General features: G+C 46.8%; 19 protein-coding genes. 17 read left to right on the top strand and 2 right to left on the bottom strand.

Annotated features, from left to right (window positions below):
- Positions 1-18 precede the first annotated feature (18 nt).
- Positions 19-1,434 carry a HEAT repeat domain-containing protein gene (locus METLIM_RS09905; protein ID WP_004078247.1) on the bottom strand — a complete coding sequence of 472 codons (1,416 nt, stop codon included), beginning with the start codon at positions 1,432-1,434 and terminating at the stop codon, positions 19-21.
- A gap of 5 nt (positions 1,435-1,439) precedes the next feature.
- Positions 1,440-1,577 carry a hypothetical protein gene (locus tag METLIM_RS16635; protein ID WP_157202282.1) on the bottom strand — a complete coding sequence of 46 codons (138 nt, stop codon included), beginning with the start codon at positions 1,575-1,577 and terminating at the stop codon, positions 1,440-1,442.
- A gap of 14 nt (positions 1,578-1,591) precedes the next feature.
- Here METLIM_RS16635 and METLIM_RS09900 point away from each other — a divergent pair, with 14 nt between their 5' ends.
- The 17 genes from METLIM_RS09900 (at position 1,592) to METLIM_RS09820 (ending at position 22,739) form a co-directional block, all read left to right on the top strand.
- Positions 1,592-1,996: a carboxymuconolactone decarboxylase family protein gene (locus tag METLIM_RS09900; protein ID WP_004078245.1), complete on the top strand. Its 405-nt coding sequence runs from the start codon at positions 1,592-1,594 to the stop codon at positions 1,994-1,996.
- 113 nt (positions 1,997-2,109) lie between these two features.
- Positions 2,110-3,009, top strand: coding sequence for an alpha/beta fold hydrolase (locus METLIM_RS09895; RefSeq protein WP_004078243.1), 900 nt, complete (start codon positions 2,110-2,112; stop codon positions 3,007-3,009).
- Between the two features lie 133 nt (positions 3,010-3,142).
- On the top strand, positions 3,143-4,039 hold the full coding sequence (locus METLIM_RS09890; RefSeq protein WP_004078241.1) for an alpha/beta fold hydrolase: 897 nt from the start codon (positions 3,143-3,145) through the stop codon (positions 4,037-4,039).
- 156 nt (positions 4,040-4,195) lie between these two features.
- A complete protein-coding gene (locus tag METLIM_RS09885) occupies positions 4,196-4,558 on the top strand; it encodes a V-type ATPase subunit subunit G family protein (protein WP_004078239.1) in 363 nt (120 codons plus the stop codon).
- A complete protein-coding gene (locus METLIM_RS09880; RefSeq protein ID WP_004078237.1) occupies positions 4,512-6,488 on the top strand; it encodes a V-type ATP synthase subunit I in 1,977 nt (658 codons plus the stop codon). Before METLIM_RS09885 ends, METLIM_RS09880 begins: the two co-directional genes overlap by 47 nt.
- Positions 6,485-7,933 (top strand): ATP synthase subunit C, encoded by a 1,449-nt coding sequence (locus METLIM_RS09875; protein ID WP_004078235.1) that lies wholly within the window; start codon positions 6,485-6,487, stop codon positions 7,931-7,933. The genes METLIM_RS09880 and METLIM_RS09875 overlap by 4 nt, the downstream gene beginning before the upstream one ends.
- Positions 7,934-7,939: 6 nt before the next feature.
- Positions 7,940-8,524 (top strand): V-type ATP synthase subunit E, encoded by a 585-nt coding sequence (locus METLIM_RS09870; RefSeq protein WP_004078233.1) that lies wholly within the window; start codon positions 7,940-7,942, stop codon positions 8,522-8,524.
- Positions 8,511-9,668 (top strand): V-type ATPase subunit, encoded by a 1,158-nt coding sequence (locus METLIM_RS09865; protein WP_004078232.1) that lies wholly within the window; start codon positions 8,511-8,513, stop codon positions 9,666-9,668. The genes METLIM_RS09870 and METLIM_RS09865 overlap by 14 nt, the downstream gene beginning before the upstream one ends.
- The gene (locus METLIM_RS09860) at positions 9,665-9,925 is read left to right on the top strand and encodes a V-type ATP synthase subunit F (RefSeq protein ID WP_004078231.1); all 261 of its coding nucleotides are present in this window, start codon (positions 9,665-9,667) and stop codon (positions 9,923-9,925) included. The genes METLIM_RS09865 and METLIM_RS09860 overlap by 4 nt, the downstream gene beginning before the upstream one ends.
- A 6-nt stretch (positions 9,926-9,931) precedes the next feature.
- Positions 9,932-11,698 carry a V-type ATP synthase subunit A gene (locus tag METLIM_RS09855; protein WP_004078228.1) on the top strand — a complete coding sequence of 589 codons (1,767 nt, stop codon included), beginning with the start codon at positions 9,932-9,934 and terminating at the stop codon, positions 11,696-11,698.
- An 11-nt stretch (positions 11,699-11,709) separates the two neighbouring features.
- A complete protein-coding gene (locus METLIM_RS09850) occupies positions 11,710-13,086 on the top strand; it encodes a V-type ATP synthase subunit B (RefSeq protein ID WP_217178025.1) in 1,377 nt (458 codons plus the stop codon).
- Between the two features lie 4 nt (positions 13,087-13,090).
- Positions 13,091-13,744, top strand: coding sequence for a V-type ATP synthase subunit D (locus METLIM_RS09845; protein WP_004078214.1), 654 nt, complete (start codon positions 13,091-13,093; stop codon positions 13,742-13,744).
- Between the two features lie 262 nt (positions 13,745-14,006).
- Complete coding sequence (locus METLIM_RS09840) at positions 14,007-14,738, top strand: hypothetical protein (RefSeq protein ID WP_157202281.1); 732 nt, start codon at positions 14,007-14,009, stop codon at positions 14,736-14,738.
- A 3-nt stretch (positions 14,739-14,741) separates the two neighbouring features.
- Entirely contained in the window at positions 14,742-18,002 is a 3,261-nt protein-coding gene (locus METLIM_RS09835; protein ID WP_004078210.1) for a tubulin-like doman-containing protein, read from the top strand.
- The gene (locus METLIM_RS09830) at positions 17,999-19,564 is read left to right on the top strand and encodes a hypothetical protein (RefSeq protein WP_004078208.1); all 1,566 of its coding nucleotides are present in this window, start codon (positions 17,999-18,001) and stop codon (positions 19,562-19,564) included. Before METLIM_RS09835 ends, METLIM_RS09830 begins: the two co-directional genes overlap by 4 nt.
- A 27-nt stretch (positions 19,565-19,591) precedes the next feature.
- Positions 19,592-21,025: a flagellar basal body-associated FliL family protein gene (locus METLIM_RS09825; RefSeq protein WP_004078206.1), complete on the top strand. Its 1,434-nt coding sequence runs from the start codon at positions 19,592-19,594 to the stop codon at positions 21,023-21,025.
- Between the two features lie 34 nt (positions 21,026-21,059).
- On the top strand, positions 21,060-22,739 hold the full coding sequence (locus METLIM_RS09820) for a PEGA domain-containing protein (RefSeq protein WP_004078205.1): 1,680 nt from the start codon (positions 21,060-21,062) through the stop codon (positions 22,737-22,739).
- Positions 22,740-23,041 lie beyond the last annotated feature (302 nt).

Here is a 23,041-nt window from a genome sequence, read left to right as displayed (position 1 = left end):
GACCCCTGCCGGCTTATTTTACTGCCGGTTTTCATTCCTGATCTTTGTGAGTGCCTCAAATGCTGCTTCAAATATTTCATAGCTCTTATTATTGAGGAATTTTTCAATCTCCGGGGCAACTGAAGCGTCCCCTTTCTCACCAAGCATGGCCAGGCTTCTCTTTAAAATCTCCTCGTCTTCGGAGTTCAGTTTTAATAACAGCTCGTCAGTATCCAAACTTCCGCCTGACAATACTATCTTCAGGTCATCTCCCTCCTGATTATCCCCGGCTGATGCCTCACCGGTTAAATCCTCAACGGCATGGTTCACCTCCAAAGCAGCAGCTTCGTCACCAGTTCCCGGTTTAAAACCGTTAATTGTATCTCTTTTTGGGCTGAAATTTCCGAAAAGAAATTTTTCTGTCTCTGTCCCTGCCTCTGTCTCCTTCTCCGGAGCCGGCTCTGCCTCTGTCTTCCTCTTCGTCTCCCTCTTTCTCTCCATCTCTGTCTTCGTCTCCGGAGCCTGTCCTGCCTCCTTTGCCGGACAGAACCGGTTAATTATATCCCGGTATGCTTCTGAATCTGAAAAATGGTTCTTACCCGGAGATTTAGACTCTTTTGTCCCTGCCGGCGCTGCCTCCGGCCTGCCCGCAGTGTAATTTTCTGTCTCTGTTCCTGTTTCCTCTTCAGATGTCCCGGAAATCTCTTCTTCTGAGTTCTCTTTTACCGGTACGGTACTCCCCGAAATCTCTGAGCCTGCCCTCTCCTCAGAATTCTTATCAGTATCTGTTCTCCCCTCTGCACAGCTTTTTACCGGAATATATCCGGATTCTTCCTCCTTATCCGTGATATTTCGTATCTCTTCAGAACTGCCGATGAGATAAACCTCACCGATGCAGTCTTCTTTTGCAGCTACTGCTTCGGGCTTATCCTCCGTGTTAAATCTGCTTATAATCTCATAATAGGTGTTCTTATTTTTAGAACCGTATATCTCCGGCCCTGAAGCAGGTTCTGCCACTTTAAACGTACTGAATCTGTTAATTATGTCAGAGTAGGGTTTTGAACCTGAAAAATTGTTCTTATCCGGAATATTCAGCGCCTCTACCGGATTATCGGCGGATGCTTCAGGAAATTCAGGTACTGGTTTTAATGCACCTGTAAGTGAAAAATTACTGTATTCTTCAATAATATCTGATTTTGTACTGTTTTTTGCATATTCATTTCCTTTCTGTGTTATGCAGAAGCTCTCCTTTTTTGTCTTATACAGTACTCCGCTGCTGATTAGCTCCCGGACTGCTCTGTCAGTCAGTTCTTTGGATATCAATGAAAGATTTTCCGGCCTCTCTCTGAAAACTCTCTGAATATGAATATTAAGCCCTTTATAATTATGAATAATCCCTTTTTTTGAGTAATTGATTATCTCATATATTATCTCCCCGGCTAAAGACCCTTCCATGATAGTTATATTCCTATATTTGGTATTGAAATTATCCCTTTGTAGATTAAATCTGAAACTGTTCCATTTCCAAAGTTCATATCTCCGTTTATCCGGACATCCGGCAGATGGAAAGTCAGGCGTATATCTTTTTTAATGTCCACCGCAAATTTCTGTTATGGAACCGGAAAAATACCAAAAAGGAATGAAAGTCCTCAGAACGATGGGAGATCCGGACGGAAAAATGGTCGCTGAAAGCTTAAAAACTATAGAAGAACTGGCCCCGGGGCTTTCAGTTTCGGTTGTCGAGTTCTGCTATGGTGATATCTATTCAAGAGATGGACTTGACCTGAAATCCCGTGAAATCGCTTCAATTTCCGCACTGGCGGTTGTCGGGAGCAAACCTCAGCTTATGGATCACATCTTTACAGGGATGGTGACCGGGCTTACAAAGAGAGAGATACAGGAAATTTTAGTGCAGATAACGGTCTTTGCCGGATTTCCGGCTGCACTTAATGCCCTTCAGACTGCCCGTGAGGCATTTGAGTTATGGGACGCCAATGCTGCCGGGAAGCAGGAATAATCTCTCCCTCATTTATAATGGGGATAATTATGGCATCAGTCTCTTTTTGGGACGTAAAATTCTGATTTAAAAAGTTCGTAAATCTTATATTGTGCCAGTCCAAAGACTCTGATATGACCAGTCCTGAATACGACATTCCGGAGAGCAAAGTTATAGAGACAGAATTCGGCCCGGTAGAATACGCAATAGTCGGAGAAGGTAAGCCGGTCCTTGCGTTTCACGGCGGAGGTGGCGGCTATGATATGGCTGTTCTCATATATTCAATGTTCTCAGATGCCGGTTTTTCCCTGATCTGTCCGTCACGTCCCGGATACCTGAGAACTCCGCTAACGTCCGGAAAAAGCATTCCTGCACAGGTTGACCTCTGTGCAGCACTTCTTGATGAACTTGGGCTTGATGAAGTTGGTGTTGTAGGTGCATCTGCCGGAGGGCCGCTTGCATATGAGTTTGCAAAACGGCATCCTGATAAGACAAAGGCAATTGTTGTCATTGACGGCATCAGCATGAAATATGAGTACCAGCCGATTGACAAGGTCTCAGAGAAGATTTTCCTGAGCGATAAGGGGCAGAAATTTCAGTTCTGGCTTGCAGGTCTTATGCCAAAGACTGTCATTAAGCAGATTGTGGCTCTTGAAGGTGACCTGACCCATGAAGAACTAAAAGAGCGGGTGAAAAATATCTATGATGACCCGGTAAAGCACGACTTCATCAATAAATTCTTCCGGACATTATACCCGTACAGCGAGCGAAAAGAGGGGACGTGGAACGATGTGGAGACTGAGGCTGAAATTGATAAGATTGAAGACCTTGACACCATCACCTGCCCGGCGCTGATTATGCATGCGAACCGGGACAATGACGTGGTAATGGCACATGCCGAATATGCAGTGTCAGAAATTCCCGGTGCTGAATTTTATCTCATAAAGGAAGGCACACATTTTGGATTCTGGGTCTCGGATTATGCTGAAGAGGCACAGAAGAAGGCCGTGGACTTCTTTAAGGATAATCTTTAATCACTTTTTTCTCCCGATTTCCGGATAAAAACATACCTGAAAATCTTAGAAAGTACACCGGAACAAAGATTTTGCATTTTGCTTACCTCCGGACAGATAGGTTATTTCTCCTCTTAGCTGAAAATCTAAAGTTATGGGGAAATTATTCAAGGTTCCTGAAAGTACAGTTATTGATACAGACAAAGGTCCGGTTGAATACACAGTTATCGGAGAGGGAAAACCTATTCTGGCATATCACGGAGGCGGCGGAGGATATGATATGTCGGTGCTGATATATGGTATATTTGCTGATGCCGGATTTTCTGTTATATGTCCGTCCCGTCCGGGTTATCTTAAAACGCCTCTTTCCTCCGGAAAAACATTTGCTGAACAGGCAGAACTCTCTGCCGCACTGCTGGATGAACTTGGAATTGATGAAGTGGGCGTTGTCGGTGCATCTGCCGGAGGGCCGCCGACCTATGAGTTTTCCAAACGCTATCCTGAGCGGACAAAGGCCTTTGTTGTTATTGATGGTGTCAGCCGGTATTATGACCAGGGTGAGGTCAGCAAATTAAATGAAATGCTCTTCTTATCCGATCCGGGACAGAGGCTTCAGATATGGTCTTTGAAAGTGCTGCCTAAAGCGGTGATAAAAAAGATACTTGAGGAAGAGAGTGATTTAACTCCGGCAGAGCTTAAGGAACGGACTGAACATATCATTGATGACCCGGTGAAACTTGATTTCATTATGAAATTTTACCAGACGATGTATCCATACAGTGACAGAAAGGCAGGACTCTGGAATGATGTTGAGAAACTGGCGGCAATTGATAAGATTGAGGGCCTTGACACCATCACCTGTCCCGCACTGGTAATGCACGGTAACCGTGACAGTGACGTGGTGATGGCACATGCCGAATATGCGGTTTCACACATTCCCGGTGCTGAATTCTATCTCATAAAGGAAGGCACACATTTTGGATTCTGGGTCTCGGATTATGCTGAAGAGGCACAGCAGAAGGCTGTCGGTTTCTTTAAGGATAATCTGTAATCATAACTGATGATTCAGTGTCAGGCTGGCGAAATTAAATATCATCCCAAATATTCTGTAATTTATACTTCATCACTTCTCCATATTTTTTTACTGGGATACTCTTTTAAACCCTATCGTAATATTATCATATAACCACACCGGAGGAATTCCCGTATGCCGTTTCATGAGATCGAACTTATAAAAAAATGTGAAAGGGAAGCCCTGAATTTAATCAGTGAGGCAAAAAAGGAAGCTGAGGCGGCCCTTAATGATGCAGAGGCAGGAGGCAGGGAGATAATCAGAGCTGAAGCTGAGCGTGCAGAGGAAGAATGCCGTCAGCTTTCAGCTATCTCACATGATGAAACTGCCCGTGAAAGGGAAGAAATCCTAAAAAAAGCAGAAAAAAAAGCAGAACTGTTCCGGAAAAACAGTGCAGAGAGGCACGAAAGTGCAGTTATGTATATTGTAAAAACAGTCACGGAGGGATATAATGCTGACTCCGGCAGAGATGAGCAGGCTTACACTGGTCATCCATAAAAAAAGCGAAGAGAAGCTCATATCCGCGCTGCATGAATCCGGATTAATTGAAATAACGGATATTGCAGATGCTCCTGACGACCTGAAAGAACTTCTTGAAGGTGAGCAGAGGCGGCCTGACAAACAGATAACTGAGCTAAAGTCATTTCTTGAACGTAGCATAGAGGCCTTAAAGGAAGAACCTTTGGGAAGTATCGGGGAGATTATGGCATTTTTCTCCCCGCCAAAACGGCAGAAGGCAGATCTCCGGCAAAGAACCCCTGATGAAACAAAGGATGACATTGAAAAACTGCGTCCTGAAATCCTCCGGGCAATAGCTCTGAGAACAGAATCCGAAGAGATCCGGGAGGAGAAGGGGCGGCTGAAGGATGAACGGGAGCTGTTAACCCTTCTGAACCCTTTTGATTTCGATCTTGGATATCTCGGGAGGTCAGAATTTCTCTCTGTCAAAGCCGGATTTTTTGAGGAAGATGAGGCGGATCTGCTGATAACCGAGCTGAAATCGAAGGAAATTGACGGATATATCCTCAGAAAGACGGAGACCGGCGGCGGCCATGTGATCGCAATAGCCTCACTTCTGCACTGCTCGGACGAGGTGGAGCGTGCACTGAAAAAATTCTCATTTCGTGAATTCAGTATGGGATTTGAGTCCGGAAAACCGGCTGAGGCAATAGCCGTAATAGACAGAAATATTAAACTGCTTGAGGAACGTTCTGCTGAGATAAAAACTGAGCAGGCTGAGCTTAAAGAGAAGTATTTACCGGAATTTCAGGTCCTTCATGAAGAACTTGCAGTAATAAAAAGTCGTGGTGAGGGACTTTTGCTTGCAGATTCCGGTAAAAACCTGACCGTCATCAGGGGTTTTGTCCCGGAAAAAGAGAAGGAAAAACTGAAGTCATTATGTGACAATGCCTCATTTGGACTGTCTCTTTGCATATTTGAAAAGGTCGATCCTGAATCTGAGGAGATCCCTGTTCTCTGCACTCACCACCCGGCCGTTCGTCCGTTTCTGATGCTGACAAAGCTCTTTTCAACGCCCAAATACGGAGAAATTGATCCGACTCTCTTTTTAGCACCGGTCCTCGTAATAACGTTTGGCATAATGCTTGGGGATGTCGGCTATGGCCTTCTTCTTGTAATTCTCAGTGCCTTAATTCTCAACGGTGCCGGCAGGGATGACGGAGATCTCCGTGATCTCTCCCTGACACTTGTCGCCTGTGGTTTTTCAGGGATGTTCTTTGGATTTTTTGAAGGTGGTTTTTTTGGAGACCTGCTGCCGAAATTTGCCGGGGTAAACTATACTTCCGGAATTATAGACCCGCTTGCAGACCCCATTCTTATGCTGGTAATCGCACTGATATTTGGTATCCTGCACCTCAATGCCGGACTGATTCTTGGAGCATGGAAAAATTTATCTGCCGGAAACAGAAGTGGTATTCTTAAAGAACAGGGCGTATGGTTTCTGCTTCAGCCTTGTGCGGCAGTTCTGCTCTTCTCGTTCTTTGGCTGGGCAGAATTTGATCAGAGTGTAAAGACAGCGGCAATTGCAGGCACCTTTGTAGCAGTAGCAGCCATAATGCTTTTTGAAGGGCCACTTGGATTTTTCAGCCTGACAGGTTTTCTGGGCGACTGGCTGTCATATTCCCGCATACTTGCGCTGGCACTTGCAACAGGAGGCATTGCTATGACAATTAATATAATTACAGGAATGATGGCCGGGATTGGCGGAATAGTCGTCATAGCAGCGGCTGTATTCTGCGTTGCCGGACATATGGTAAATTTCATACTCCAGGTTCTTGGGGGTTTTATCCACTCTCTAAGGCTACAGTACGTTGAGTTCTTCGGGAAATTCTATGTCGGCGGCGGGGAGAGTTTTAAGCCGTTTACATATAAAAGATTTTATACCGGTCAGAAGGGTGATCTCAAATGACAGTTGTAACTCCGGGACTTGCACTGGCACTCATCGGTGCCGGAACTGCCGTTGGAATGGCGGCTGTAGGCTCAGGAATAGGTGTGGGGATTGCCGGTGCCACCGGGGCGGGAGTTGCGGCAGTCAGACCGGAGAAGTTCGGCAAGGCGCTTGTCTTTCAGGCTGTTCCACAGACGCAGGGCATATACGGCCTTCTTGTTGCGATTTTGATACTTCTCTCAACCGGAATTATAGGCGGAACCGGTGAGGAGATCTCAGTTGCTTCAGGACTTGCCGCACTTGGTGCAGGAATAGCAGCAGGAGTCTCCGGCCTTTCGGCAATCGGGCAGGGAATTGCCGCATCGTCAGGTATTGCAGCAACAGCACAGCGTGATGAGGCACTTGGAAGATCACTTGTATTCTCTGTCATCCCTGAGACACAGGCCATCTATGGTCTGCTCGTTGCTATCCTGATACTCGCCTTTTCAGGCCTCCTCTCCGGAAGTCCGGTTGCGACCACTGCCACCGGGCTTGCTGCTGTCGGCTGCGGCCTTGCAGTAGGTCTTGCCGGCCTTTCTGCAATTGGGCAGGGAATTGCGGCATCCGGCGGAATTGCCGCAGCCTCTGAGAAGCAGGAGATATTTGGCAAGGCACTTGTCTTCTCAGTTATACCTGAGACACAGGCAATTTACGGGCTGCTTGTCGCAATTCTTCTGATGACATTTACCGGAATTGTCACAGACAGTCCGGTATCCGACATCTCGCTTGGAATTGCGGCGCTTGGCTGCGGTCTTGCTGTCGGTCTTGCTGCGGTATCTGCAATCGGTCAGGGTATCGCTTCTGCGGCAGGGATAGCCGCAACAGCCGAGAAGGACTCCATGTTTGGTAAAGGACTTGTTTTTTCAGTTATTCCGGAAACTCAGGCCATATACGGTCTGCTTGTTGCCATACTGATCATGGCCTTTACAGGTATTGTCACCGGAGATGTAATAACTACTGCTGCCGCCGGAATGGCTGCCATCGCTTCGGGAGTTGCCGTCGGTCTCGCCGGTTTTTCAGGAATCGGGCAGGGTATTGCTGCATCATCAGGTATAGCGGCAACCTCCGAGAAGGATTCAATGTTTGGGAAATCACTTGTGTTTACTGTCATCCCTGAGACACAGGCAATCTATGGCCTGCTCGTTGCAATACTTCTTATGGCCTTTACAGGAATTATCACCGGAGATATAACCATTACAGCAGCAGTCGGTTTTGCCTCACTTGGCTCCGGAATTGCTGTCGGACTTGCCGGCCTTTCGGCTATCGGTCAGGGAATGACGGCTGCCTCCGGAATTGCGGCAACAACGGCACATGCAGAAGCTATGGGCCGGAGCCTTATTTTTGCCGTCATGGCAGAGACCTTTGCAATATTTGGTCTCCTTATTGCAATTCTGATAATGTTTGGCATCGGTCTTTTCACCGGGTGATTGCAGATGAGTTCTGAAGCTATTATAGAAGAGATCAGGCGTGAGGCGGAGGAGAGAGTTGCAGCTGTCAGGAAAGAGACTGAAGAGAGGAAGAAAGCGATAAGAGAAGAGGCAGAAAAGGAGGCGAAAGCCGGATATAACGCCGTCATGAAAGCCGGTTTAAAAGAGATCCGCGATGAGAAGAGACGGCAGATCTCACTTGCAAATATGCAGGCACGTGAAATTGTGCGTAAGGCAAAGGAAAAAGGGATTGCAAACTGCTTCTTTGAAGCAGAACGAAGAATCTCAGAGATTTCGTCATCCGGAAATTATCCTTCTGTCCTTGCCCTGCTTATAAATGAGGCGAAATTGGAGGCAGGTGACAGCAGGATTGCAGCAGCTGTACGGAGGGAGGACAGAGAACTGATAACAGCCCTGATTCCGGATATAAACGGTTTAGACCTCAGTGATGAGGAGACCCGTGATGCCGGGGTTGTTGTATATGCCGATGAAGGGAGTATCAGGATTGACCAGACGTTTAGTGAACGGATGAAGAGAATGAAGAAAAAACTGGCACATGACACTGCAATGATGCTTTATGACAGGCTTTGACCCCGGACAGGCAGTATCTGATCTCATATCCGGTTCTTTTTCCGGAGAGGGTGGGGATTATGCATTAATCCTCCTGGTTTTTGCAATACTTATTGCAATTATCATAGGTGCGGCCATTTCATCAGGTTATATCAGGCTTATTCTCAATATTGCAGGTTTTGCACATCCTGTGGCAAGAGTAAGGTCTATTGGAAATCCCTTTGTTGAAAAAGAGAACCTCCGGATACTTGCCGGGTCATATTCCCCCGATGAGGTGATGGAGCATCTGAGGCAGTATAACTATGATATCCCCCTGCACAAAAGTTATACTGTGGACGAAAGTGAGCGTTTACTCCGGGAGGAATATTATTCTTCGCTTGAAAAGCTTTTAGAAACTGTTCCCGGCTCTGTAAAACCTTTTTTCTTAGCCTACATGAAATTTTCTGAGGCCGAAGAGGCCAAGTATATTCTCCGGGCATCAAAAACCGGAGCTGAACTTCAGGCCCTCCCGGTAGGCCGTCTGAATCCGGTGCTGATACGAAAACTGGCCCATGCAGAGAGCAGTGGGGAGATAAAGGGTATATTAAAAGATCTCGGATTTATCCCTCCGGACAAAGACATAAGTGACCTCTCACCGGCACAACTGGAGGAGATGATTGACCGTCATCTGTATCATACCCTTCTTAATGCGGCAGGAGAAGTCGATGTCAGTCTTGCTGAGCCAATCGGACTTTTTGTCGGGCATACCATTGATATTAAAAACCTGAAGAATATCTACCGGGCGGTCACTCTCGGACTTGAGAGGGATGAAAAGATTAGGCAGCTTATTGAGGAAGGAATTGAATTTCACGGCGAGAGGCTTAAGGATCTGGCATCATGCACCACACATGAAGCTGTGGCTGAGGCGTGCCGGGGCACTCTGTATCACACTGCCATTGAGAAGGCATCTGTCAGGGGTGACCCTGAGATTGAGATGGACCGCCTGCTCCTTGATACCGGGGACGGTATTGCAACAAAGTACCATCTTGGAAGCGGGCCGCTCATAAGGTATGCCTTTGCACGTGGAATTGAGCAGAATAATCTTATAATTGCATACAACGGAGTCTGTGCAAAAATGCCGGCTGAGGAGATTATGAATATGATGGTCTGGGAGAGAGCTTCATGAAGACTGCTGTTATCGGGGGGCGTGAGGTTGCAGCCGGATTTGCACTTGCAGGTGTATCCTGTACGAAGGTCTGCACAGAGATTTGGGAGGCTAAATCAGCCCTGAAAGAGTTTGCACACCGGAATGATATCGGAGTAATTCTTATTGAGAATAATTATGCAGAAGATATGCAAAAGGAGATTGAGAGTCTTATGCAGGTCAGGGATTCATATCCGCTTATTATAGCCATTCCCTCATATGCAGATAAAAAATGGTGACTGATGATGAATACTAAAGGGACAATAATAAGGATTGCAGGCCCGGTTATCGAGGCCGAGGGTATGCGGGGTGTACAGATGTATGAACTTGTCCGTGTAGGAAAGGACAGGTTAATCGGGGAGGTTATCAGGCTTGAGAGGGATGTCGCCACCATTCAGGTCTATGAGGACACGACCGGACTTTTCCCCGGCCAGGCTGTAGAAGGCGCAGGCATGCCTCTTCCGGCAGAACTTGGACCCGGACTTCTCGGTATGATATATGACGGCATCCAGAGACCGCTTGAGAGTATGTGGAATTCGGTGGGAGATTTCATAATTAAGGGAACAAACATTCCTGCTCTTGACCGTGAACGCCTCTGGGATTATTCTCCGGAAATTACGGCAGGCAGCCAGGTATCTGAGGGCGATATTCTTGGCACTGTGCCTGAGGGAAATATCACACACAGAATTTTAGTCCCTCCCGGAATAAAAGGTGAGCTTATCCGGGCAGCACCACCGGGCCGTTATACAATAGAAGAGCCTGTAGCCACTGTTAAGACAGATAAAGGCGAGACTGAGATTCTTATGGTGAGGCACTGGCCGGTCAGAAAGCCAAGGCCGACTGGTGGAAAACTTGACCCTATAGAGCCTTTAATTACAGGCCAGCGGGTAATTGATACTCTTTTTCCGATTGCAAAAGGCGGCACATCGGCAGTTCCGGGTCCTTTTGGAGCCGGAAAAACCATAGTGCAGCATCAGCTTGCAAAATGGTCAGATGCCGATATTATTGTCTATGTCGGCTGTGGTGAACGCGGCAATGAGATGGCTGATGTCCTGAGGGAATTTCCACGGCTGGAAGACCCTAAGACTCATGAACCGCTTATGAAAAGGACGGTTCTGATTGCAAACACAAGCAACATGCCTGTCGCTGCAAGGGAGGCGAGTGTGTACACCGGAATAACGATTGCGGAATATTACCGTGATATGGGATATAATGTTGCACTTATGGCAGATTCGACTTCACGCTGGGCAGAGGCTATGAGGGAAATTTCCGGAAGGCTTGAGGAGATGCCGGGAGAACAGGGCTATCCGGCATATCTTGCATCACGCCTTGCTGATTTTTATGAGCGTGCCGGCAGGGTGAAGGTCTGCGGCAATAGCGGGAATATCGGTTCGATATCAGTTATAGGAGCTGTATCGCCTCCCGGCGGGGATTTCTCAGAGCCTGTAACGCAGAACACTCTGCGCATTGTAAGGGTGTTTTGGGCACTGGATGCCGAGCTTGCACACGAGCGCCATTTTCCGGCAGTGAACTGGCTGCTCTCCTATTCTCTGTACACTGACCTGATCTCTCCCTGGTGGGAGGAGCGGTTTGAAGGCGGCTGGAAGGATATGAGGCAGGAGATAATGGCTCTGCTTCAGAAAGAGAGTGAGCTTGAAGAGATTGTACAGCTTGTCGGGCCTGATGTCCTTCCTGAGGAGGACCGCCTTGTATTGCTGACTGCCGGGATAATTAAGGAGTCATTCCTTATTCAGTATGCAACTGACAGAGAAGATCGCTACTGTGCACCTTTTAAGCAGAATGCAATGCTGAAGGTGATTTCAGGCTTTTACCGCCTGGCAAAAGATGCGGTAGGGTCAGGCGTTCTCTCATCTGATATCGCTGCACTGCCGGTTATACAGAGTTTCAGCCGTCTTGGCAGCAGGCCTGAGAGTGAGATTTCATCCATCTGCAACAAAATTATGCATGATCTGAAGTCTGAGATTGAGGAGCTTAAAGGGAGGGATGCATGATGCCGGGAAATATCCGGGAGTTTGTATCGGTTGTGAGGGTTGAAGGGCCGCTCATTGCGGTGGAAGGTGTGGATGACGCAAGCTATGGTGAACTTGTCGATGTCAGATTTCCGGACGGCACAGTCCGGAGGGGGGAAGTGCTTGAGACGAGAAGGGGCCTTGCAATTGTTCAGGTCTTTGGCGGGACAAGTGATCTCGATACTGACATAACTTCTGTGCGGTTTACAGGCTCTCCGATGAAGATTGGTGTTTCGCGTGATATGCTGGGCAGGATACTTAGTGGCGGGGGTGAGCCGGCAGACGGCGGCGGCGAGGTTATTCCCGATGTTGTGATGGATGTATCCGGTTATTCGATAAATCCCTTTGCCCGCGAGTACCCGCAGGATTTCATCGAGACCGGAATTTCGGTAATTGACGGTATGAATACTCTGGTCCGGGGCCAGAAATTACCTGTCTTTTCAGGTTCCGGAATGCCGCATTCGCACCTTGCAGCACAGATTGCAAGACAGGCACGTGTACTTGGTGAAGAGGAGGATTTCGCACTGGTCTTTGGTGCTATGGGGATTACCTATGAGGAGGCTCACTACTTTGAGAAGGAGTTTCGGGAGACAGGTGCACTTGAGCATACAGTTCTTTTCGTCAATCATGCCGATGACCCGGCAATTGAGAGAATAATAACGCCAAGGCTTGCATTAACGGCAGCCGAGTACCTTGCATTCCATGAGGATATGCATGTGCTGGTGATTCTTCAGGATATAACAAGCTATTGCGAGGCACTCCGTGAAGTCTCGGCGGCAAGGGAGGAGATCCCTGCCCGCCGTGGCTATCCGGGATATATGTACACTGATCTCGCCTCGATATACGAGCGTGCCGGAAGGATCAAAGGAAAAAAAGGATCAATTACCCAGCTTCCGATTTTAACAATGCCTGATGACGATATAACCCATCCTGTGCCTGATCTGACCGGTTATATCACTGAGGGCCAGATTGTGCTCTCCCGTGAACTGCACAGAAAAGGAATTTACCCGCCGGTGGATGTCCTGCCCTGCCTCTCACGCCTGATGAAGGGAGGTATAGGGGAGGGAAAGACCCGCGGTGATCATTCATCGGTGAACAATCAGCTTTATGCCTCCTATGCCCGTGGCCGGAGGATTCAGAACCTTGTTGCCGTTATCGGGGATGAGAGCCTCTCTCCTGCTGACAGGCTTTATCTCACATTTGCTGACCGTTTTGAGGATGAGTTTGTCAGGCAGAGGCACAATGAGGGCAGGAGCATAGAGGAGACTCTTTCTCTCGCCTGGAAACTGCTCTCGATATTCCCGAAGGAGGAGCTGAAGCGTATAGGTGAGGAGGATATAGAGAGATATTATATTTCAGGCGGGGCATGACGAAATGAAAGCAAAGATTATGCGTAGCGTCAGGCCGACAAGGATTGAGCTTCAGAAGATCAGGAAGAGAATTGTCCTTTCAGAGAGGGGTCTTGAACTTTTGCAGGATAAGCTTGATGCTATGATCCGTGAGATGACGGGGATGAAAGCTGAGTATAATGCCCTTGCAGAGGAGTGCATGAAGCATGTAAAGACTGCGTATCCTGCTTTAACCCGTGCAGGGATGAGCATGGGCTGGCGAAACCTCTCAGCCCTTGCCTCAACATCGGATGAGATGAAGGATGTAGATATGCATACCCGCAATATCATGGGGCGGAGAGTGCCTGAAATTGAGGTCCCTGACAGATTAAGGGATTCACCTCTCCCGGGATACACCCTCTCCGGGACAACCTCATATCTCGATTCCGCAAGGGCTGAGTTTGAGGAGCTTACCCTGGCATATCTCCGGGTGGCAGAGGCTGAAGGTGTCATCCGGTCATTGAACGGTGAGATCAGGAAGACACGGCGTAGGGTGAATGCACTTGAGAACGTAATGATCCCGTCACTTAATGCAACGGCGGGATATATTGAGAGCTACCTTGAAGAGCTTGAAAGAGAGGAGCTTTTCAGGCGGAAATGGGCAAAGTCTGCTCTTGGCGGTGAGAGGCGGTGGCGTTGAATACCGGAAAGCTCTATGTTCTGGTGCAGGTAGCCGGATTTCTGTCGCTTTTTGCCGGTGCTTTAATCTTTCTGCTGATTTATATATGAATCTCTTTTTTTTCAGAGTGGTATTATTAATTTGTTTTTGCAGGTATTTTTGACCGGACCCGGAAGTAATCCGGGAACATTGAGATATATTTAACTATTTTAAAATAAATCTTTTCAGTATGCATATAAGGTACCGATCGTCAATATTTATCTCACTGGCATTAATTATTTCAATGCTGCTCTTCTGTCTTCCGGCATCTGCTGTAATTGCGGATTTAAAGGAAGGCAGCCTCGTTGAATCACAGAATGAAGGCGGAATAATACAATATACAATTGAAGTGAGCGGCATCCCGAAACAGGCAGAGGTCATTGAGATGAATACTGATCTTATACCTGTCCCACAGGCCAGTCTCTGGCAGATTGAAGAATCCGGCTTTAACATCTCCGGCGGAGAAGAATCTTTAAATGATCATAAAATTGAGCTTACAGCCGACAGCGGATTTCCGGATAAGATTGCAGTAACAGTATATGGGAGAGTTCCGGTTTTAACATCTGTTGAAATTGTTGACGGGGTGGTTGTGACCAGAAGAGTTACACAGACTACCGGCTATATATATTATCACATAAAAGCGCTTGACGGAAACATGGATGCCCTCGGAACAGGCACAACAAAGACATTCTCCATAACAATACCTGATGACGAGCAGTTCATGTCAGAGCTTAATGCCATAAATGACCCTGAGATGCGGGGGATTATAGACGACCTCTACTCAAGAGGTCTGAGGGATGAGGCAAAAGAGCTTTTAAGATATGCCGGGTCACCAAAAGAGGCAACCCTGCCTTTGACAACCGCAGTTTTGATCGGGGTTGTACTGCTTGTAATCGGATTTGGCGCAGGGATGGTATTTGGCCAGATAAGGGCAAAAAATATGCAGGACTTTCAGAAAGAATACAAGGGGGAATAAATAATGGCTCATGATGAAATAATCGAGGGAAAACCCTTCCAGATGCCGGACGAACTGACCGTTGTTGCGATCGGCGGCTGTGGCAAGAAACTTATATCAAATCTTTATGATCATGAATGGTTCTTAAAACATTACCTGAAAGACGGCAAGCGCCTTTCATTATATACGATAGATACCGACTCGAACCAGAGAAAGGATGACATAAAGAGATCTGAAGCTGTCATGGCAAGGCTTGGGGATATCCAGAGGACAAACAATCAGATGGGTGGGAGTGTAAAGAGTCTCCATTATCACCTGCCGGACCTTGCAAATGTCGAGAGGGTCTCTTCCCTGACGTCAAGGGATATTGCAGAGCAGATGAAGAGACGGCGTGAAAAGCCTCTTGTCGATGTCTGGTGGATGAATGATCCCGAATACGGTTTTGACTACCAGATGCTCAAAAAAGTTGATAAAAATATTGTTGACGACTTCGGCGGCGGAGTTCACCGCAGGCGTGCCATATCAAAAGCGGTATTTTACAAAGCCATAACACAGGGCGGAGAGCAGTTCCCCTCATTTCAGGGACATGGGCCCGTTGCGATAATAGTCGGACTTGGCGGGGGAACAGGTTCAGGCATGTTTATAGACCTTGCCCGCTACATCAAGGAGAAACGCGGTCAGGAGTCAAAGATCTGGCTATTTGTCGTTCTTCCGGCAGCAAGCGAAGGCGAAAAGGAGCAGTTAAATGCTGCAATTGCACTATCTGAGATTGAATACCTCAATATGAAAGAGGACAAGCTCTTCAATTATATAATCGTCTCGTCACTCAGTCCCACGGGCTATGTTGACGGAGGTGACAGGAAACAGGAAGTAGTTGAGTTTGACTCTGCATTCCCGTACCTCTTCATAAACTCATTTTATCTCCCGACAGCAGATATATCCGCGATAGTGGACGCCAAAAAGGACTACTCCGGTTTTATATTCGCAGATTCGCATGTAATCGAATATCCGGTGGAAAACCTCCGGTCGCTGAAGAAAGGCTTTGAGGATGTTATAGAAAACCTCGCCGGAATTTCACATAACAGGGCAAAGATCCTAAAAGAGGTCTCAGATTTCATCACCGCAGGTGAAAACCTCTACCCCAATGAATTTTCAAAGACTGACACAGAGATCACCCACGATGATGTAAATCTTTATAAAAAGGAGATCGAGCGGATAAAGAAGGGATGGGAGAATGATATAACTGATCTCTTAAACTTTAAGACCCAGTCCATAATCGAATCTGCGGTTACGAACAACATGCCTGAAGAGTTAAAGGACGTCTCTTCATTAAAGGACTTTGACAAACTGACAGAATATGTCTCCAGGCTGAAAAAATCCCTTGACAATGAGAGCAAGCCGCATGAAAATGCCAAAGATCAGGAGCTTTACGAGGTCATAAAGAAGAATCTGCTGCTTTTAGAGGAGATGTCACACCTTGAGAGGAAGACATTCTCTGTAAATGAAAAATCGGCAAGAATGGCTCTTTTAAACATCATCAGGGGCGAGGAGAACTTTGGTAAAATTTCCGGTGACCTCTCGTCACGCCAGTCCGGACTTAAGGTTGAGATTAGTGAGGCAGATGCAAAGGTAAGAAAGAAGCGCTCTGAACTTGAAGAGATTAAGAGAGAAGAGAGTGATATGCTTGACCTGATCAAATCGGAGGTCAATGCACTTGCAAAACCTGTTGAGGACTATGTCTTACTCGGGCACGGGACTGCTGAAGGAACCGGACGTGATTCTGTAGAGGACCTTGAGCGGGCATTTCTTGAAAAATTCTCAGCACTGCTCTTTGTCTTAAAGGAGAAGCTCAATAAATCCGGCAGTAAGAAGGCCAAACCTATAAAACGTGATGTCTGGCTCTCATCACTGCCGCTTGGCGATATCCAGGGAGATATTGAGAACCTTGAAGGTGCGACATCAGCAGACTTCTCTTACTTAAGGGACCTTGCAGAGTCTGTATCCCTGTACTTCTACAACGACTATATGCTCAGGGTTGCCAAAAAGCAGGGTTTCGCAGACGGAATTTTGGGCAGGAAGCTCAACCCGGAGATCTTCAGGAGTGAGAAGGATACAAAAGAGGAGAGAATAAGAAAGATCTCACAGATGCATCCCGGAAAGATCTCCATACGTGATCCGTTTGAGGTATTTGTCCAGGATAAATTCCTTACAAGGGAGTTTGATACAAGGCTTGGTTCGTTAAGGGAGGCAACAATCGGGCCGCTTGTCTCACAGTTCAATCTTGAATCGGATGAGAAGGCCATGCTGATAAACTCCTTCTCCGGGAGGGACACTGCATCAATTATCACAGGTGTCAGGGAGAGGTTGACTGACATTATAAACATACGTGAAGGATACTCCTCAAAGAGAGGCAATCTCAATACCGAGATTGATCTCCTGATCCAGTCGCAGAAGGTGATGCAGCAGCAGATTGAATTCCTGCAAAAGACCGATGACCTCGTCAGCTCAACCTTTGAGCCGAGAAAGAAGTACAATGCAGAGACTGAGTCCTATGAGTCCGGACTCCGGGCAATTGATGAGAAGAGAAGCAGCGGCAATAAGACGATTGAGGGGATGTACAGGACGTGGTTTGGCGAGATCAATCCGAATATCCTCTCACTCCTCAATGATGACTCCGATCTCTCTGTCCTTGACTATGACGAGGAAGGCAAATCGGAGATAGAAAAGCTGTACAACATTGTTCAGTGGAAGTACAAAGAGCTTGTTGACGCCCATAAGCTTGGAATCAACAATATATCCATAGGATATGGAGCTGCCGGCACTGAGAGATGGAGTTTTGACAAGGCGGCTCTTGTAGTTTCATCCCCTTCGAGATGGCTGTCACAGCTCACTGAGAATAAGGGCAGTGATTTCAGGCGTTATCTTGTAAAATCTCTTGACCTCAAAGGTTTTGACAGTGCAAAGGTAAACTCCCACAATTACACAAAACCGTGGGAGATCTCACTTACATTCTTCGCAGCCGCAGGTTTCCTTGAGAATATCTCACCGCTTACAACCGGAGGGGGATACTGGGAGAAGTATGAGAAGAGCAGGAATAACATCCTCCATCATGCCCTTTATCTCCACCAGGGTAAGTATATCGCCCGTGAAAAGACTCTGCTTTTAACAGATGCGGCTGAGATAGCAGATCTTGAATCCGGCGGCAAGGCTCAGATTGAGGAGGCAAAGAAGAGGGTGATGGACCTTTATTCCGTAAGGGACATCAGAGAGGCAGCCGGTGAATGATAATAAATAATAAAAGAAGAAAAATCTACCTTCTTTTGGCTCTGCCAATAAGCATTGCCGTTGCATATATCTTCATGACCATTGCTCCGGTATTCAAGCTTCATCCGACACCTCCTGAGCTGACCTTCTTTGTTGAGTTTTTATGTGGGCTTTTTTTTGCAGTTGCGGCAGGGATGCTCTTTAATGAAGATTCAAGGATAAACGGGGTGATCTATGCCGGAATTTTTGCAGGGGTCCCGGCATTTTATGTCTACCTGACCCCGTGGGCAGATGTTTCCCTTCTGATGCTTGCTTTTTTTGCCGGAGTTTTCTGCGGGGCTGTATTTGATATAAAAGCGGTTATGACGAACCGTTATGACAATCTTGCAAAGTTTGCCCGGGTTTTATTTACGGTGTTCTTTGCAATTATTGTCGGTTTTTTAGCCTATGAGATGTATGCCACAGCACTATCTCCGGAAACAGCTGTGGATTCTGCTTATGCGGTGCAGAACATCTTCTTTTACGGGATTGGAATTGTTCTCTCCCTGATTCTTTACTGGCTTGCAATTAAGATAACTGTCGGTGTCAGGGCATCCGAGATATTCATATTCGGACCGAGGTCATCGGGCAAGACATATTTTGTCCTCGGACTCTGGAGTTATATCTCTGAGAACTTTGAGAGGGGGCACTCCAATGAGGGCGTTGTCCTGACCGGCGATCCAAATGACGAAGGTGACGAGCTCAGAATATCAAGCCTTTATGCAAATGTTTTAGACGGAAAGATACTGTCAAGGACATACCGCTACCAGATGGTTATGTACCAGCTTACAGGGAAGAAATATGGTATAATTCCTGTGAAGTGGACTGTTGTTGATTATGCCGGTGAGTATTACGATGAACTCAATGAGATCAACTTCAAAAAGGCGGTTGCTCTCTTAAGCGACAGGATGAGAATTGCCAGGGCTGACATCCGGAAGAATGCCGGCACAATTGATTTTGTCAGAAATATAAAACTGCATCATTCTGAGGAGCTTTTAGACCCGGAGTTTACAAAGAGCGTTATTATTGCCACAATGTACGGCAATTTTCTCCGGGCGGGTAAGGTTATCTTTCTGATAGACGGTGAAAAAATTACTGATGACAGGAAGGGGCATGCCCAGCTTGCAAGGGAGTTTGGCGGTTATATGAAGACTTTAATCGATCTTGAAGGGAGGAATTATCTTGGATTTTTCAGGCCGGATAAAAAGTATGCTCTTGCGGTTACAAAGACCGACCTTGTATTCTGGAAGAATAAGGAGATTCGGGACCTTATTCATTCCATGAGTGCCGGAAAACTGTCGGATATCCCTGAGAGGTCAAGGGAGGCACAGGCCATTGAGGAGAGTCTCTTTGAGCTGCTCAGTGCAAACAAAGTCTTTAAAAATCTCGTAAATATGATGAATGATCTCTCTATGTATTTTATTGCCGTTTCTGTGGATGCAACGGCTGAGCCTTTCCCTACTGAAGAAGGGGTGGAGGAGGAGATTTCACCTACCGCAATTGCACCGTGGAGATTTACCGAGGTATTTAAATTCGGCCTTTAGGCTGTGATTTCATGGGGTTTTTATAAAATGTATGATTCATACGGAATATTCACTACAGACGGGGGGACTGTTGCAGGAACCCTGCATGATGAATATGCTGTAAACCTTGCCGAGAGGCTTGACGAGAGTACGGCATCTCTGTATATCAGCACAAAGAACGGGATCCTTCTGCTTGGAACGGCCGTAAATGTACAGAAGAAAGGGAGAAGGCCGGATACTTTCATATATCTTGAAAAGACCGGATTTAATGGCGGGCTTCTGCCGAGGATTGACCTCTCCTATATTCATGAATTTTACGCCCGTGTGCAGCATAAACTGTCTCTGATTGAGTATGAGGTCCGTGACCTTGCATCTGACCATGGTTTTTTTGATGACCGGAAAAGTAAGGTCGTAACCGGACTTTCGGGTTATGATGCTGCTGATTATACTGTCGGAAGGCTCATTCTCGGCAGGGATACCGTATGTGTATCTGATGATCTCTCAAAGTCTGTCGATTTTGTGGTTGCTGTTGCAGAGAAGCTTCATTCATATCTGCCGGCAGGTTTTACGATAGCGGTCTCAAAGATGACCTTTAAGGATGCTGATCTGAATGTGGCGGAGAAGTATTCCGGCAGGGTTGATATTGACCTTAAAACCGAAAAGACTGACAGTTCTGAGACTGGCAGGCTGTACAGGAGTATGGGCACTTTTGCACAGAGTCCTGTTGTCAGGCGGAAACTGTCCGGGATAACTTCACGTGGCGACCTTGCTCTCAGGATAATTTCTGAATTTAAAGGGAGCAGCAGATTCCCGAAGGAAAAATCTGCTGTTTTTGAGAAATTCCTCTCTGATGAGAGGATTGGTGCTACTGATTCTTTGGCAGACTTCTCATCTTCTGCCTATGAGCCGCAGGTGAAGAACGATTTTAATGTCCCTGCTGAGTCTGATTATGGCAAGTGGAAGATCAATGAACTTGACAGGGAGAGCCTTAAAAATGAGTATGAAGAGCATATGGCAAGAAAGAAGAAGGGGCGGGTCCGCCTTCTCGCAGTTCTTGGAATATTTTTAATTCTTCTTGCAGGTCTGCTTATTTTTTTTGTCATGAGTCCGGGAAATTCCGGTGACGAACCGCCCGCAGTTACGACTATAACTCCTTCGGCAACCATTACTCCGGAGGAGAGTACGGTGATAATAACCCGCCTGAGTACAGCGCCGGGCAATGTTCCTGAGGGTCTCATTGGGTTTGGCAGTGCCTATGAGATTAGAGTTTTTGGCCCCCAGAATATAGTTGTGAACAATACTGCGGAGTATAAACCCGATAAGTCATACCGCCTTATGAGATACAATGAGTCCGGACAGATATGGGATTATGCAGGCATTCCTCTCTCAGTGTCAGATGAGTCTGCTGAGGTTTTTATTGCTGATTCCGGAATATACCGGCTTTTTTCTGACGGAATTTTTGGGGCGGATGAAGAGGTTTAGAACATTTGTCTATACAGTCAGGCAGGTATAAATCATGAAAATTAACCCTGCACTGCGGATGATTATTCTGCTGCTCCTGATATTTTCAGTGCTGACTATTCCCGTCTCCGGACAGGTCACCAAAGGTATAATCTCCGTCACCTCCTATCCGCAGGGTGCAGATATTTATCTGAATGATGAGAACCTCGGCCGTCAGACCAATGCGGTGATTGAGGATGTCTTCCCCGGAATTCATTATGTCCGGCTTGAGATGGCGGGATACCGGACCTGGGAGGATATATTTGAGGTGAGGGAGGGTGAGATCTCCTATGTCAGCCATAATATGGAACCGGTTGTGGGGGATGCCTTTTCTGTTCTGACAAAGCCTGAAGGTGCGGCAATCTATATTGATGGTGAATACTCCGGCCGGTCGAATACGGTTCTAAATAATCTCCCTGCCGGAGCACATACTGTCCTTTTAACACTTGACAATTACTCGGACTATTCTGAGACTGTCTGGATTAATGAGGATATGTCGCAGTCACTTATTCATAATTTTGAGCCGGTCCCGACTACCGGAAGGATTACCTTTGAGTCTGAGCCGACCAATGCCGGAATATATCTTGACGGTGAATTTAAGGGTAATACGAGGCTTGAGCTTGATGAAGTCGAACCCGGAACTTATGATGCTGTTATCCGGAAAGCCGGATACGATGACTGGACCGGCAGGGTTGATGTCGCAGCCGGAAAGATCTCTGAGGTTAGGGCAGAGCTTACACTCTCTAAGGTTAATATTTCAGTAATTACTGTCCCTGCCGGTGCTGATCTCTATATTGACGGTGTTCTGTCGGGTGTTACTCCGGCTGAGATTTCTGTAAACCAGGGGGGGCATACGATTCTCGTTGAGAAGTTTGGCTATGAGAGTGTTGAGGAGGAAGTGGATGTCGGGGCTACCGGTGCATCTTTATCATATTCTCTTCTCTCTATGGTCCCCCAGGCGATAGAGGAGGCGGAGATGGCGATCTCTTTAAATCTTGCATATGGCCCTGATAATGCCAGGAAACTTCTTGATAAGGCCAGGGAGAGTTATAATGCCGGAGACTCCGGGAGTGCTGTCAGTTATGCAGAGGCTGCAATATCCGGTGCTTATGATGTCGATGGCGACGGTCTGAAAAATACGCTTGACATCAGTCCGAATCTCAACAATAATGTGCTGTATCTTCTGCCGGTTCTTGTCATTCTGCTTATTGGGTGGTTTGTATCAGGAGATTTTGTGCGGCGGAGGGTTAAGCCGGAGATTACCCTGCATCTTCCGGGTTCATTTAAGGAAGATGATATGCTTGCCCGTGCGGAGATAACTGCGGATGTGAAAGGCGGCCCTTACCGTGGTTTTGTCTGTACTGTGTATATTGACGGCACTCCTGTGGATCATTTCACTGATCCCGGAAGTTATGCTGTCAGCCTTGCCGGAAAACGCCCCGGTGTTCATACGGTCTTTGTGCTGCTTCAGGTTGCAAAGGAGAGGTCCGGAACTGCTGAGAGGAAGGCTGAGGGAAGCTTTACTGTTGAGTCTGACGGTGATGGTGCTTATGATGAGTCATATGGGGCAGAAAAGTCAGAAGAATCCAAAGCAGAAAAAGTGCCTGAGCCTGTGCCAATTATTGATACTGATGATGATAGTTCCGGGATTGAGGAGTTGTATGAGGAGAGGGATGATGAAAAAGAACAGAAATGATGAACTGAATAAAGGCCCGGCATTTCAGAAGAACTGTTCTGCTGTGATATTTCCGGAACGGTAGCCTATGCTGAAAAATGCTCTGATTAAGATATTTGGTAGTGTAGCCAAGCTGTTTTCCTGGGTTATTCTGGTAATTATAGTCACTTTCATCCTTGGTTTAGTTTTAACATTTGTTCTGGAGTTTCTTCTGATTGTAATATTTAATTAGGGTGGATCATATTTCGTGCTGTATCTGTCGGGTCTGTGTTGTTGCATATTCTCTTCTTCTATTTAGGGCTGTTTTTGGCGGACTGGCGGCT

Source organism: Methanoplanus limicola DSM 2279 (genome assembly GCF_000243255.1).
In the GTDB taxonomy this organism is placed as follows: domain Archaea; phylum Halobacteriota; class Methanomicrobia; order Methanomicrobiales; family Methanomicrobiaceae; genus Methanoplanus; species Methanoplanus limicola.
Note: the sequence above shows the minus strand (reverse complement) of the source record. Positions and strands in the feature narration are given on the sequence as shown.

Coding starts and splice junctions, on each gene's coding strand:
- METLIM_RS09885 (WP_004078239.1), top strand. CDS start 4,196: ATGCCGTTTCATGAGATCGAACTTATAAAAAAATGTGAAAGGGAAGCC.
- METLIM_RS09890 (WP_004078241.1), top strand. CDS start 3,143: ATGGGGAAATTATTCAAGGTTCCTGAAAGTACAGTTATTGATACAGAC.
- METLIM_RS09830 (WP_004078208.1), top strand. CDS start 17,999: ATGATAATAAATAATAAAAGAAGAAAAATCTACCTTCTTTTGGCTCTG.
- METLIM_RS09855 (WP_004078228.1), top strand. CDS start 9,932: ATGAATACTAAAGGGACAATAATAAGGATTGCAGGCCCGGTTATCGAG.
- METLIM_RS09820 (WP_004078205.1), top strand. CDS start 21,060: ATGAAAATTAACCCTGCACTGCGGATGATTATTCTGCTGCTCCTGATA.
- METLIM_RS09895 (WP_004078243.1), top strand. CDS start 2,110: ATGACCAGTCCTGAATACGACATTCCGGAGAGCAAAGTTATAGAGACA.
- METLIM_RS09860 (WP_004078231.1), top strand. CDS start 9,665: ATGAAGACTGCTGTTATCGGGGGGCGTGAGGTTGCAGCCGGATTTGCA.
- METLIM_RS09880 (WP_004078237.1), top strand. CDS start 4,512: ATGCTGACTCCGGCAGAGATGAGCAGGCTTACACTGGTCATCCATAAA.
- METLIM_RS09875 (WP_004078235.1), top strand. CDS start 6,485: ATGACAGTTGTAACTCCGGGACTTGCACTGGCACTCATCGGTGCCGGA.
- METLIM_RS09870 (WP_004078233.1), top strand. CDS start 7,940: ATGAGTTCTGAAGCTATTATAGAAGAGATCAGGCGTGAGGCGGAGGAG.
- METLIM_RS09905 (WP_004078247.1), bottom strand. CDS start 1,434: ATGGAAGGGTCTTTAGCCGGGGAGATAATATATGAGATAATCAATTAC.
- METLIM_RS09845 (WP_004078214.1), top strand. CDS start 13,091: ATGAAAGCAAAGATTATGCGTAGCGTCAGGCCGACAAGGATTGAGCTT.
- METLIM_RS09835 (WP_004078210.1), top strand. CDS start 14,742: ATGGCTCATGATGAAATAATCGAGGGAAAACCCTTCCAGATGCCGGAC.
- METLIM_RS09865 (WP_004078232.1), top strand. CDS start 8,511: ATGACAGGCTTTGACCCCGGACAGGCAGTATCTGATCTCATATCCGGT.
- METLIM_RS09900 (WP_004078245.1), top strand. CDS start 1,592: ATGGAACCGGAAAAATACCAAAAAGGAATGAAAGTCCTCAGAACGATG.
- METLIM_RS09825 (WP_004078206.1), top strand. CDS start 19,592: ATGTATGATTCATACGGAATATTCACTACAGACGGGGGGACTGTTGCA.
- METLIM_RS09840 (WP_157202281.1), top strand. CDS start 14,007: ATGCTGCTCTTCTGTCTTCCGGCATCTGCTGTAATTGCGGATTTAAAG.